At 66.7% G+C, this 13,149-nt stretch carries 12 protein-coding genes; 11 read left to right on the top strand and 1 reads right to left on the bottom strand.

Annotation, left to right across the window (positions count from 1 at the left end):
- Positions 1-21 precede the first annotated feature (21 nt).
- Together BM197_RS09745 and BM197_RS09740 are read left to right on the top strand one after the other, a co-directional pair.
- On the top strand, positions 22-477 hold the full coding sequence (locus tag BM197_RS09745; RefSeq protein ID WP_090710963.1) for a hypothetical protein: 456 nt from the start codon (positions 22-24) through the stop codon (positions 475-477).
- Complete coding sequence (locus BM197_RS09740; protein ID WP_090710962.1) at positions 474-1,403, top strand: bifunctional riboflavin kinase/FAD synthetase; 930 nt, start codon at positions 474-476, stop codon at positions 1,401-1,403. The genes BM197_RS09745 and BM197_RS09740 overlap by 4 nt, the downstream gene beginning before the upstream one ends.
- 39 nt (positions 1,404-1,442) lie before the next feature.
- On the opposite strand, the gene BM197_RS09735 is transcribed toward BM197_RS09740, so the two are convergent.
- Positions 1,443-2,120, bottom strand: a complete 678-nt coding sequence (locus BM197_RS09735; RefSeq protein WP_090710961.1) for a maleylpyruvate isomerase family mycothiol-dependent enzyme — start codon at positions 2,118-2,120, stop codon at positions 1,443-1,445.
- Positions 2,121-2,182: 62 nt separating this feature from the next.
- Between BM197_RS09735 and BM197_RS09730 the strand changes: the two genes are divergently transcribed.
- From BM197_RS09730 to BM197_RS09690, 9 genes are all read left to right on the top strand, one after another.
- On the top strand, positions 2,183-3,391 hold the full coding sequence (locus tag BM197_RS09730; protein WP_090710960.1) for an MFS transporter: 1,209 nt from the start codon (positions 2,183-2,185) through the stop codon (positions 3,389-3,391).
- A gap of 96 nt (positions 3,392-3,487) precedes the next feature.
- A complete protein-coding gene (locus tag BM197_RS09725; protein ID WP_090710959.1) occupies positions 3,488-4,450 on the top strand; it encodes a sugar-binding transcriptional regulator in 963 nt (320 codons plus the stop codon).
- A gap of 25 nt (positions 4,451-4,475) precedes the next feature.
- Positions 4,476-5,486, top strand: a complete 1,011-nt coding sequence (deoC, locus tag BM197_RS09720; RefSeq protein ID WP_090710958.1) for a deoxyribose-phosphate aldolase — start codon at positions 4,476-4,478, stop codon at positions 5,484-5,486.
- A gap of 8 nt (positions 5,487-5,494) precedes the next feature.
- Positions 5,495-7,012, top strand: a complete 1,518-nt coding sequence (locus BM197_RS09715; RefSeq protein ID WP_090710957.1) for an aldehyde dehydrogenase family protein — start codon at positions 5,495-5,497, stop codon at positions 7,010-7,012.
- Positions 7,009-7,869 carry an aldehyde dehydrogenase family protein gene (locus tag BM197_RS09710; protein ID WP_090710956.1) on the top strand — a complete coding sequence of 287 codons (861 nt, stop codon included), beginning with the start codon at positions 7,009-7,011 and terminating at the stop codon, positions 7,867-7,869. Before BM197_RS09715 ends, BM197_RS09710 begins: the two co-directional genes overlap by 4 nt.
- 626 nt (positions 7,870-8,495) lie before the next feature.
- Positions 8,496-8,741, top strand: a complete 246-nt coding sequence (locus BM197_RS09705) for a hypothetical protein (RefSeq protein ID WP_090710955.1) — start codon at positions 8,496-8,498, stop codon at positions 8,739-8,741.
- A 168-nt stretch (positions 8,742-8,909) separates the two neighbouring features.
- Positions 8,910-9,713, top strand: a complete 804-nt coding sequence (locus tag BM197_RS09700; RefSeq protein ID WP_090710954.1) for an AfsR/SARP family transcriptional regulator — start codon at positions 8,910-8,912, stop codon at positions 9,711-9,713.
- 126 nt (positions 9,714-9,839) lie between these two features.
- A complete protein-coding gene (locus tag BM197_RS09695; protein WP_090710953.1) occupies positions 9,840-10,730 on the top strand; it encodes a glycerophosphodiester phosphodiesterase in 891 nt (296 codons plus the stop codon).
- A gap of 58 nt (positions 10,731-10,788) precedes the next feature.
- Positions 10,789-13,023, top strand: a complete 2,235-nt coding sequence (locus BM197_RS09690; RefSeq protein WP_090710952.1) for a heavy metal translocating P-type ATPase — start codon at positions 10,789-10,791, stop codon at positions 13,021-13,023.
- Positions 13,024-13,149: the final 126 nt, after the last annotated feature.

Here is a 13,149-nt window from a genome sequence, read left to right as displayed (position 1 = left end):
GGCTAATACACTGGGAAAGACATGATCAAGAACACTGGGACGGCCCGCGCGGCCGCCGGAACCGCCGAGGTGCACCCGGCTCGCATCTCCGGCGTCGGCCGGGTCCTCGTCGCCGTCTATGGCGTGCTGGCCCTCGCTGCCACCGGTCGTTCGTTCGTACAGATCGTCGGCCGGTACTCGGAGGCGCCCGTCGCGTACACGCTGTCGGCCCTCGCTGCCGTGGTGTACATCGTCGCGACGATCGCCCTGATCCGGAGCGGGAGTGGCTGGTACCTGGTCGCCTGGATCACGATCAGCTTCGAGATGCTCGGCGTCCTCGTCGTCGGGCTGCTCAGCATCGTCGACCCGCAGCTGTTCCCCGATGACACCGTGTGGTCGGTCTTCGGCCGCGGGTACCTGTTCATCCCGCTCGTGCTTCCGATCCTCGGCCTGTGGTGGCTCGCCAAACACCGACCGACTCGCGGCGCCACCGCATGATCACGTTCAACGCCCTCTCGGAGATTCCCGGCGACTTCGGCCCGTCCGCCGTGACGATCGGCAAGTTCGACGGTGTCCACGCCGGCCACCGCGCTGTGATCAAACGGCTCCGCGACGCCGCGGCCGAAGATCACCTTCGCTCCGTCGTTGTGACCTTCGACCGGCATCCTCTCGCCCTCCTGTCACCGGAGAAGTGCCCGGATGCCCTCGTGGGCTCCGACCAGAAACTGGACCTGCTCGCAGAGACTGGCGTCGACGCGACGCTCCTGCTCACCTTCGACCGGGACCTGTCGCTGGTGTCCCCTGAAGACTTCGTCACGAGTATCCTGGTCGAGACCCTCTCCGCCCGCCGCGTCCTCGTCGGGCACGACTTCCGGTTCGGCCACCGGGGAGCTGGCGACGTTCCGCTGCTCATCGAACTCGGCGAGAAGTACGGCTTCCGGGTGGAGGTCATCGCGGATGTCGCACCGAAGGACAGCAGGCGGGTCTCATCGACCTGGATCAGGCAGCTTCTCTCAGAGGGCAAGGTCTCCGACGCCGCTGTGCTGCTCGGGCACTCGCCGTCGGTCAGGGGCGTGGTCGTGCACGGGGCGAAACGGGGGCGGGAGCTCGGTTACCCGACAGCGAACCTGTCACCGGACTCACACGGACTGATCCCAGCTGACGGCGTCTACGCTGGCTGGCTCAAGGTCGGCGACAACCGGTACCCAGCGGCGATCTCGGTCGGCAACAACCCCACATTCGATGGTGTCGCGCTGAAGCAGGTCGAAGCCTATGTTCTCGATGAAGACATCGATCTGTACGACCAGACCGTCGAGGTCCAGTTCGTCGAACGCATCCGCGGCATGGTCGCCTTCACCGGCATCGAGCCGTTGATCGTTCAGATGGGCGACGACGTCGAACGCGTTCGACAGTTGCTCTCCTGACCAAGCGGCCCAGGAACAAGCAGCACAGGAACAAGCGGTTCAGGCGAGCCCCGGCCGGGGCACCGGCGCGAAGACGGCCGCGCGCTCGGGCGGTTGCATCGCCTTCCTCCCGTTGAGGAAGAGAACGATACCGGCCGCGTCAGCGACGATCTCAGACCCCGACCCAATCCGCCACCCGGCATCAGCGGCGACAAGCGTGCGATGCCGCAGCAGCGCGCGAGTCGATCGAGACGCCTTCAGCGCACTCATCGACGCGACACGGTGGGTTGTGTCGGCGGCGAACGGCAGCGAAATCTGGAGCGGATGCATGGCGTCGTACCCGTGAACGACCACCTCGGCGAGTTCGCCGATGTTCGTCCGGCCGCGTCCGGCCGCCTTTTCCCGGGCGATCACGCGCATCTGGCGCCGCAATTCGTCGGTGCCTCCGCCGTCGGCGATCCCTCGGGCGATATCGTCGAATGTGCGCATCGGGTTCACGTGGTGGCCGGCGACGGATGCCCGCAGAACGTCGCTCGTGAGGCGGAAGGAGCCGGTTCCCACCCGCCAGACGAGATGCGAGATGGTGTCCTTCACGCTCCAGCCGTCGCACAGGCTCGGCGCGGCCCATTGCGGGGCCGTCAGGGAGTCCAGCCCGTCAGCGACAACGTCGAGCGCCTCTGCGATCCGAGCGCCACGGCCGGGGGGAGGGGTTTCTGCACGGGAACCGAGAGAGGACATAGCCCAACCCTAAGCCCGGCCTCCGGCCATGGTCGAGCCGCCGACCGCCGTAAGCTTGACAGGTGACAGCCGCCTCGAACCGCCCGCTCCTGGCTGGACGTCTCCTCGCAATTGTCGGCATTGTCCTCGTCGCGGCGAACCTCAGGACAGCGGTGGCCGCGCTGTCACCCATTCTCGGCCGGGTATCGGCTGAGATCCCGCTCAGCGCGGTGGTCATCGGCCTGCTCGGTGCGCTGCCGCCGATCTGCTTCGCCGCCTTCGGCATTTTCACGCCCATGCTCGTCCGTCGTTCACGGCTCGAGGTCGTACTCGTCGGAGCCCTCGTCACCATCGTCCTCGGGCATCTCGTGCGCGGGTTCGCGGGCAACGTCGGAGCGCTCGTCGTCGGCAGCATCCTGGCGTTCGCGGGAATCGGTGTCGGCAACGTCCTGCTGCCCCCCCTCGTGAAGAAATACTTCCCCGACCGGATCGGGCTTCTCACTGCGCTCTACGTCACAACGATGTCGGTGAGCACCTTCGTTCCGCCGCTCGTTGCCGTTCCCGTCGCAGATTCCACCGGTTGGCGATTTTCGCTCGCGATGTGGGCGGCAGTCGGCGTCCTGGCCCTGATTCCATGGGCCGGTATTCTTCTGCGCGGGTCCGGCCGCAAGGCGGGGCCGAGCGTCGAAGAGGCGCGGCCGGATGTCGTCCGCAGCCTGTGGAGGTCGCCCCTGGCCTGGGCGCTGGCCGTCACCTTCGGACTTTCCTCGCTCAACGCCTACGCCATGTTCGCCTGGCTGCCGGTGCTGCTTGAGGATCTCGCCGGTGTGAGTGACGCGACCGCCGGCAATCTCCTTGCCGTGTTCGCCCTCATGGGTTTCCCCGCCGGGCTGCTCATCCCGTTGATCGCGCCACGAATGAAGAACGTCGCCGTCCTGGTCTACCTGGCGGTCGCCTTCTTCGTCATCGGCTACCTGGGACTGCTTCTCGCCCCTGCTGCCTTGCCCGTGCTGTGGGTGGCCCTCGTCGGCCTCGGGCCGATCCTCTTCCCGCTCGCCCTGGTGCTGATCAACCTCCGAACCAGGACCCACGCGTCCGCGATCGCCCTCAGCGGCTTCGTCCAGAGCCTGGGTTACCTCTTCGGCGCAGCCGGACCGCTCGCGTTCGGGATCCTCTACGCCGTCACCGGCGGGTGGACCGCCCCGCTCGTACTGATGATCGTGCTCGCGCTCAGCGGGATCGGCGCCGGTGCTGTTGTGGCGCGCGGCCGGACGCTCGAAGACGGCGCTTGACGCAACATTCGCGGCTCTTTCTCGCCCACTCTGCTCATATGAGCAGAAAAGGCTACGAGTGTTGAAACGAGCAGGAGAGCCGCCTACGCTGGGAATGTGGAAGCCATCGACAATGACGAGTTGCTCTCGATCCGGGCGGCGGAGCTCTACTACGACGAGAACAAAACCCAGGACGAAGTCGGAGCGATCCTCAAACTGACCCGCTGGAAGGTGGGCCGACTCCTCGCCTCCGCCAAGGAAAAGGGTTTCATCCGGATCGAAATCGTCCATCCCCGGGCTCGGCGCCTCACGTTGGAACGCAGCCTGAAGGAACGATTCGCGCTGGCCGACGCCATCGTCGTGCCAACGGCGGGAACGCACGACGCCGACGACCTCCGGGCGCGCGCCGCCCAGGGCGCCGCCGACTACCTGGCCAGCCTGCGACCCGTCCCACGGACCCTCGGCATCAGCTGGGGCCGCACGCTGCACGACGTCGCCGAGCACCTGGCCGAAGGCTGGGCCACCGGTGTCAACGTCGTCCAGATCAACGGCGGTGTCAGCGTCAACCAGCGGGCAGGAACCGCAGCAGCCACAGCATTCGAAATCGCGCGGAAAGCATCCGGCCAGGCCACCCTGCTGCCCAGCCCTGCAATCCTCGAGCGCCGCGAAACCAAACTCAGCATCGAAGCTGACCGCACCGTTGCGGGCGTGCTCACCATGGCGGCGAACGCGTCCGCCTACCTCTACAGCGCAGGCGTGGCCGGAGCGGACTCCGCGCTGGTTGAGAGCGGATACCTCACCGGCGCAGATGTCGACGAACTGGTGCGGCGCGGCGCCGTCGGCGACGTGGTCGGCCGATACATCGACGCCGCCGGAATGATCGTCGACCCGTCCCTCGACGAACGAACCGTCGGAATGAGCCTCGACGCGCTCCGAGCTGCAACGACGAGCATCGCCGTCATCGCGGGAGAGGGCAAGCATGCGGTCGCTCGCGCGGTCGTCACCAGTGGGCTCTGCACCGTTCTCGTCACCGACGAGGGAACAGCCCTCGACCTGCTCAACCCCGACTTCCCGGCCTGAGACGGCCGCACTCCAGGAGGAATCCATGACCGACACCCACAAGGCCATTGCGCCACGGCCGACCGCCCTCGAGCTTTTCGATGGGCCGGTCACCGACGCCAACCTGCGCCGCTACCTCGAGGGAATCCCCGGTATCGACGCGGTCGGGCTCGAACAGCGAGCCGCCGGCCTCGGTACCAGGTCGATCAAGACCACCTCGAAGAAGCGAGCGCTCGACACCATCATCGGGCTCATCGACCTCACCACCCTCGAAGGCGCTGACACCCCGGGCAAGGTTCGCTCGCTCGTCGCCAAGGCGGTCACCCCGGATGCTTCTGACCCGTCGACCCCGCGGGTCGCCGCGGTCTGCGTGTACGGCGACATGGTTCCGTACGCTGTTGAAGCACTCGGCGTGCACCACGCCAAGGGAACCGACTCGGGCATCCAGGTCGCTGCCGTCGCCACGGCGTTCCCGTCCGGGCGGGCCTCACTCGCGATCAAACTCAGCGACACCGCCGACGCGGTGGACGCCGGAGCGGATGAGATCGACATGGTCATCGACCGGGGAGCGTTCCTCTCCGGACGGTACGGACAGGTCTTCGACGAGATCGTCGCGGTCAAGGAGGCATGCCGCCGCCCGGACGGCAGCTACGCGCACCTCAAGGTGATCCTCGAAACCGGTGAACTCAACACTTACGACAACATTCGAAGGGCGTCCTGGCTCGCTATCCTCGCCGGCGGCGACTTCATCAAGACGTCGACGGGAAAGGTTGCCCCAGCGGCCACCCTCCCGGTCACCCTGCTCATGCTCGAAGTGGTGCGCGACTGGCACCGGCTCACCGGTGAGAAAATCGGCGTGAAGCCGGCCGGCGGCATCCGCACGTCCAAAGACGCCATCAAGTACCTCGTCACCGTCGCCGAAACGGTTGGCGAGGAATGGCTCCAGCCGCACCTGTTCCGCTTCGGTGCCTCGAGCCTTCTGAACGACGTCCTGCTGCAGCGGCAGAAGATGACGACCGGGCACTACTCCGGCGCCGACTACGTCACGATCGACTAAGGAAAATCATGAGCTTTCTGGACTACGCACCTGCCCCCGAGTCGACGGCGATCCTCAACCTGAAGAGCGACTACGGCCTGTTCATCAACGGTGGCTTCGTCGACGGACACGGCACGCCCTTCTCCACCATCTCCCCGGCCACCGAGAAGACGATCGCCACGATCGCCTCGGCCAACGACGAGGACGTCGACCGCGCGGTCGCCGCTGCACGCCGGGCCTACGACAACACCTGGTCTCGGATGTCAGGCTCCGACCGGGGCAAGTACCTGTTCCGCATCGCCCGTCTCGTGCAGGAGCGCGCCCGTGAACTCGCTGTCGCCGAGAGCCTCGACAACGGCAAGCCGATCAAGGAAAGCCGCGACGTCGACGTGCCACTCGTCGCCGCATGGTTCTTCTACTACGCCGGCTGGGCAGACAAACTCGACTACGCCGGAGCGGGCGCGAGCCCTACGGCGCTCGGCGTCGCCGGCCAGATCATCCCCTGGAACTTCCCGCTGCTCATGCTCGCGTGGAAGATCGCGCCCGCGCTTGCCGCCGGTAACACCGTCGTGCTGAAGCCGGCCGAAACGACACCGCTCACCGCGCTGCTGTTCGCCGAGATCCTGCAGCAGGCGGATCTGCCCGCCGGCGTCGTCAACATCGTCACCGGTGCGGGCTCGACGGGCGCAGCCCTCGTCAACCACCCGGGCGTGAACAAGATCGCGTTCACCGGCTCGACGAACGTCGGGCGGGGGATCGCCAAGGCGATCGCCGGAAGCGACAAGCGGGTCACCCTTGAACTCGGCGGCAAAGCGGCGAACATCGTCTTCGACGATGCACCCATCGATCAGGCCATCGAGGGAATCGTCAACGGAATCTTCTTCAACCAGGGCCATGTCTGCTGCGCCGGTTCACGCTTGCTCGTGCAGGAGAACATCCACGACGAGGTCGTCGACCGGCTCAAGGAGCGCCTCTCGACGCTCCGTCTCGGCGACCCGCTCGACAAGAACACCGACATCGGTGCGGTCAACTCCGCCGCACAGCTCGAACGCATCAAGACGTTGAGCGACATCGGAGAGAACGAAGGCGCCGAACGGTGGAGCGCCGACTGCGTGATCCCGTCCGAGGGATTCTGGTTCCCGCCGACGATCTTCACGAACGTGTCGACGAGCCACAGGATCGCCCGCGATGAAGTGTTCGGGCCTGTGCTGTCCGTCCTGACCTTCCGCACGCCGGCCGAGGCGATCGCCAAGGCAAACAACACGCCGTATGGGCTCTCCGCGGGAATCTGGAGCGACAAGGGCAGCCGCATTCTCGCCGTTGCCGACAAGCTCCGTGCCGGTGTGATCTGGGCGAACACGTTCAACCGGTTCGACCCGGCCAGTCCGTTCGGTGGGTACAAGGAATCCGGGTACGGCCGCGAGGGCGGCAGGCACGGTCTCGCCGCATACCTGAAACCGGAGGGCTCCGCCCGTGCCGTCACCGCCTCGCCGGCGGCCGACGCGACAGATTCCACCATCACGACGTCAAAGGAAGCCGCCAAATGAGCCGCCTCGCCGTACCCAAGACCTACAAGCTCTACATCGGCGGAAAGTTCCCCCGGTCGGAATCCGGACGCACATACGAAGTGGTGACGAAGAAGGGCGCGTTCCTCGCCAACGCCGCGAAGGCATCCCGCAAGGACGCCCGCGACGCCGTCGTGGCCGCGCGTTCAGCGGTGTCTGGCTGGGCGAACGCCACCGCGTACAACCGCGGGCAGGTGTTGTACCGGATCGCGGAACTGCTCGAAGGCCGTCGCGCCCAGTTCATCGACGAGATCGTTCAGTCGGAGGCTGTGTCGACGGCTGCAGCAACGCGCCAGGTCGATGAGGCCATCGACCGCTGGGTCTGGTACGCGGGCTGGGCCGACAAGTTCGTGCAGGTCACCGGCAACGCCAACCCTGTGTCCGGGCCGTACTTCAACCTCTCGGTGCCGGAGCCGACCGGTGTCGTCGCCATCGTCGCCCCGCAGGACTCGTCGCTGCTCGGGTTCGTGAGCGTCGTTGCGCCGGCCCTCGTCGCCGGGAACACCGTCGTCGTGCTCGCCTCCGAGCGACTCCCTCTCTCGGCGATCACGCTGTCCGAGGTGCTCGCGACGAGCGACGTGCCCGGCGGAGTCGTGAACATCCTCACCGGGTCTGCCGCCGAGGTCGCCCCGTGGCTCGCGTCACACGCTGACGTCAACGCTCTCGACCTGACCGGCGCTGGCGCGCTCGACTGGGTCGACCTGGAGATCGCAGCGGCCGAAACGCTCAAGCGCGTGTTGAGGCCGGAGGGCGGGACGGATGCTGCCGCCCCGAGCCTGGACCGGATCACGGCGCTGACGGAGACGAAAACGGTCTGGCACACGAAGAGTCTGATCTAGGTTTACGGGGGTGGGGCTGAGGGGCGTTTGCACCTCAGCTCAGACATTGAGCCCGTGGCAGACCGCACCGGCTCAAACCTCGACACCCCGCAAACACCCCTCAGCCCCGCCGGTGAGCGATCACACCTCGTTCGCGCGGGTTCAGCTTCGCCGCCCGAGGTAGCGGCTCAGCGGCGCGATCCATCGGGCCGAAAAGGCTGTTCGCGTGATCGAATGGGCCGCAAGGGTTTGTTCGTGTGCTCGGGGGTGGCCCTTCGGGACCAACCGGTTGCTCCTGAGGCCGTCGACTCGGCACGATGTGTTTGTTGCCGATGTGGTGCGTGAGGGACACGTCGAGGCGAATCGGGTGAGGCGATCCGGCGCAAATGGTCGTTCGGGTGATCGATTCGGCCATAAGGGTCGTTCGTGGGCGAGGGGGCGACCTGTGAGGACCGACCACGGTGTGGGATGCTGTCGCGCATGGAAGACGAGACCCTCGCGAAGAATCGAGTGCTGCCCTCCGAACTGGGTCACTGTCGACGTGCGCGTCCGACGGGCACTTGTGAGAAGGTGTCTTCACATATTCGGACGTACACTGGCAGGTCCGACCGAGGATCCAGGGGCGGAGAACCAAGAGAATCGACGGCATGTCAGGCAGTGAGAATGCGGACGGCGTGGACAGCACCGGGGCCTTCGCGACGATGGTGATCCGCGTCTGGCTGGAGAACCGTCCAGACGACCGATTCCGGGCGAGACTGACCTTCGCAGGCGATTCCGGGGGCGTCGGCTCCACGACGATGACGAATGCCCCGTCGGATGTTCTCGATGCCGTGCGGGACTGGCTGGCGGCAGTGCAGGCAGACGCCGCAACACCAGACGGTGCAGGGCACTAGCCCGCGGTTTTCCATAACCCTCGCCGTGCGTCAAGCCCGGGTCTGTGCGGCCGACTCCGTTGACATTCCATTGATTCCCCGGTCATCCTGATCTCAGTCGAAAGTGCTGAGGCGCCCAAGCCCAGACCCGCTGCTTTCCTCCCGTTTCCTCCGCAAAGGGGTGCCGTGATGGGATCAGATGACCGCATCCAGTGGACCGTTCGCCTCTTCGGGTTCTGGCAACTCAACCGAGATGGTCATCCGATCGCCGTCAGCACGCGACAACAGCGAATCATCGCGGCGCTTGCCGTCCGCGGCCCCCAAACCCGGCGCTCACTCGCAAGCCTGTTGTGGCCGGACAGCTCCGAAGCACAGGCCTCCGGCAACCTTCGAGCCAGCGTGTATCGGGTCTCGCATGAGCTTCCCTCGCTGTTGGGATCGTTCGGTGACGTCCTGGCGCTCGACGAAGACGTTCGCGTTGACGTGCTGTTGGTTCGCGACCTTCTCAGCGAAATCGAACACTCGACGGAGAACCTCCCACCCGACGCGGGGGAGTTGCTTCGCACCGCCGACCTGTTGCCTGGCTGGTACGAGGACTGGGTACTCTTCGAGCGGGAACGTCTGAATCAGCAGCGCCTCGGCGGCCTTGACGACCTCTGCCGTCGGGAACTGATGTCGTCGCGCAGCGCTGAAGCCATCTCGTTGGCAACCATGGCCACCCAGATCGAGCCGCTCCGGGAGCGGTCCCAACTGCTGCTGGTGCGGAGTTACCTCGCTGCAGACGACCGTGCCTCGGCGCTCAGGTCATACCGCGACTTCAGCGCCCTCGTCCACCGCGAACTCGGCATCGCCGCGTCGCCCCGCTTTGCAGAACTGCTCGGCCTTGCCATCCCCGGTGTAACGCAGCCGATGGGGCGCCCGTACTACGAGAGCCCAGCGCGCTCGGTCGCCGCCGGCGCCCGGATGTCCGTCGACGCGCGGAACGATCGCTGAATCCGCCGCAGACCCCGTGGTCCCCCGTATTGGGGCGGGGGGCATTTCCCAGAAGTAACGAAACGGTAACGGCAGCCTCTAGAGTAGGGCCACCGGAACTTCTTCCCGAGAAGGAACAGGTGGTCGATGACGACACCGCGCACCCGCACGCCCGGGGTTTTCCCGCTTGGCGCCAGCTTCTGCGCCGCCGTAGCCATCGTGGTTCTGCTGATCCTGAATCCGGCCAGCACCCCGGTGCACGCTACGGACATGTTCGGCGAACTGCGCACGCCGGGGGAGCCCTCGTTCGTTGCCGGGCACAGGGGCGACCGTTCGACGGCACCCGAGAACACCATGGCGGCGCTCACCAGGGCGCTTGCGTCGCCCCAGGAGTTCGTCGAGACGGATGTCACTCGCTCGCGTGATGGGGTGCCTGTCCTCTTTCACGATCGCACCCTTGGCCGCACCACCGACGGCAGGGGCCCGCTTGCCGACAGGACTCTCGCCGAACTCAAACAGCTCGACGCCGGATCCTGGTACTCCAGCGCATTCGCAGGGGAGCGCATCCCCACCCTCGAAGAATTCCTTGTCGTGCTCGCCCCGACCGGTAAGAAAGCCCTGCTCGAGCTGAAGGGATACTGGTCCGTCGACGACCTCGCCCCCGTCACCGCACTACTTGACCGATTCGATCTCGGGGGACGCGTCACCTTCATGAGCTTCAACCTCGGGTCGCTGTCGAGCGCCGCGGAGCTCGCGCCGGGCACGCCACGCGTTGCGATTGTTCGGTCGCTCCCTGACAACGCCGTCGACTTCGCCCGCTCGTTTCGCGTGATCGGCATCGTCACACCGGCATCGGTCATCGAAGAGCGGCCGGACGTCGTCGACGAGATGCACGCCGCCGGGCTCGGGGTCATGGTCTATACCCTGAACTCGAAAGAAACGTGGGCACAGGCCCGCGCGCTCGGCGTCGACGGGATCATCACAGACAAGCCGTCGAGCCTCGACAAATGGCTCGCGAAAAACGCTCCGGGAACCTGACGGGTACCCCCGGGGGGTATAGTGATCTCGAGCGCGCCACCGCGCCCGAGAGGACCCGATGACAGAGAACACAGCGACGCTCGAGATCTCCGGCATGACCTGCGCGAGCTGCGTTGCCCGCGTGGAGAAGCGGCTGACCCGCCTGGACGGCGTCGCGGCGGAGGTCAACCTCGCCACGGAGAAGGCAAGCGTGCGGTACCCGGATGCCATCTCGGTCGACGAGCTCGTCGCCGCTGTGGAGGCGGCCGGCTACTCGGCGGCGATCGTCCCGGAGAAGCGGGTGCAGGCATCCGGCCCTGAGGAACCGCCTGCGAACCCCGAGCCCGACCCGTTGCGCACCCGGCTTCTCGTCAGTGCCATCCTCAGCGTGCCCGTGGTCATCCTTGCGATGGTCCCGGCGTGGCAGTTCACCAATTGGCAATGGCTGTCGCTCGCGCTCGCCGCCCCTGTCGTCGTCTGGGGTGGCTACCCGTTCCACCGGGCTACCTGGGTCAATCTCCGTCACGGTGCCCTGACCATGGACACCCTCATCACCATGGGAACAGGGGCGGCCTTCGCCTGGTCGATCTGGGCCCTCTTCTTCGGCACGGCAGGGATGCCGGGCATGACCCACGAGTTCCGGCTGTTTACGCCAGACGCCGATGCGACATCCGCGATCTACCTCGAAGTCGCCGCGGGCGTCACCGTGTTCCTCCTGCTCGGCCGGTACCTCGAGCAGCGGTCGAAGCGCTCAGCAGGGCAGGCACTGCGCGCCCTCCTCGAGCTTGGGGCACGGGATGTCACGGTGCTCCGCCCCGATGCGCCAGCGGATGTGCCGCGCGAGACCACCATCACCATCGGCGACCTTGCCGTCGGTGACCTGTTCGTCGTCCGGCCGGGGGAGAAGATCGCGACCGACGGCGTGGTGCAATCCGGGTTCGCGGCCGTCGACGAGAGCATGCTGACCGGCGAATCCCTCCCCGTGGATGTTCGCACCGGCGACAGCGTCACCGGTGCGACCATCGCCGGTGGCGGCCGTCTCGTCGTCCGCGCCACCCGGGTCGGCAGCGATACGAAGCTCGCCCAGATGGCCCGTCTCGTCGAGGCCGCCCAGCTGGGCAAGGGTCGCGTGCAGCGTCTTGCCGACCGTATCTCGGCGATCTTCGTGCCCGCCGTGATCGCTCTCGCCGTTCTCGTGCTCGCCGCCTGGGTTCTCACCGGCAACCCTGTGTCGTCTGGATTCACCGCTGCCGTCGCCGTGCTCATCATCGCGTGCCCGTGTGCCCTCGGGCTGGCGACCCCCGTTGCCCTGCTCGTCGGCACGAGCCGTGGCGCACAGTCCGGCATTCTCATCACGGGACCTGAAGCCCTCGAGCGGGTCAGGGGCATCGACGTCATCGTGCTCGACAAGACCGGCACGGTGACCACCGGCGTCATGACCCTCACCGAGGTGACCGCAACCGACGATACGGCGCTGTCCCGCGCCGCGTCCCTCGAGGCGTACTCCGAGCATCCGATCGCTCGCGCCCTCGTCGCGGGTGCCGCAACCGACTCGCTTCGTCCTGTGAGCGGGTTCGTCTCGGCGTCCGGCCTCGGCGTCACCGGAACGGTCGACGGTGCGCATGTCGTCGTCGGGCGGCCGGCGTTTGCCGCCGACCACGGCTGCGTGATGCCCACGTCGCTCGCCGCAGCCGTCGCGACCGCCGAAGCCGCTGGAGCGACCGTCGTCGTCGCCGGGTGGGACGGTGAGGTCCGAGGGATCTTCGCTGTGTCCGACCGCGTCAAGCCGGGAGCCCGGGCGGCAGTGGACCGCCTCAAACGGCAGGGCCTCACCCCGGTTCTGCTCACCGGAGACAACGAACGCGCAGCGAACCGCGTCGCCACTGAGGTCGGCATCGACAGGGTTATCGCCGGAGTGCTACCTGAGCAGAAAGTCGACGAAGTCCAGCGCCTCCAGAGGGCGGGGCAGCGCGTCGCGATGGTCGGCGACGGGGTCAACGACGCCGCAGCGCTGGCTACAGCAGAGCTCGGCCTGGCCATGGGAACGGGGACGGATGCCGCCATGTCGGCCGCAGACATCACACTGGTCCGGGCAGAGCTCGGCGCCGTTGCGGATGCCGTTGCGCTGTCCCGGCGCACCCTCGGCACCATCCACGGCAACCTGTTCTGGGCTTTCGCCTACAACGTCGCAGCGCTCCCGCTCGCCGCGTTCGGACTGCTCAACCCGATGGTGGCCGGAGCGGCCATGGCGTTCTCGAGTGTCTTCGTCGTACTGAACAGCCTGCGGTTGCGTCGTTTTCGCCCCGGCGACTGACGCGCACCACGCCGACTGCGAATGTCAGCGATCTCCCGGGCGTGAATGCCGTACAATTGGTGTGCGCCCGCTTTTTACCGGTGTGTCGATCCGCATGAAGATTTCGCGTTGATCGGCCACTGAACC

The sequence above is a fragment of the Mycetocola miduiensis genome (assembly GCF_900115155.1).
GTDB classification, from domain to species: Bacteria; Actinomycetota; Actinomycetes; order Actinomycetales; family Microbacteriaceae; genus Mycetocola_A; species Mycetocola_A miduiensis.
The sequence above is the reverse complement of the archived record's forward strand: the minus strand, read 5'-3'. Positions and strand labels throughout refer to the sequence as shown.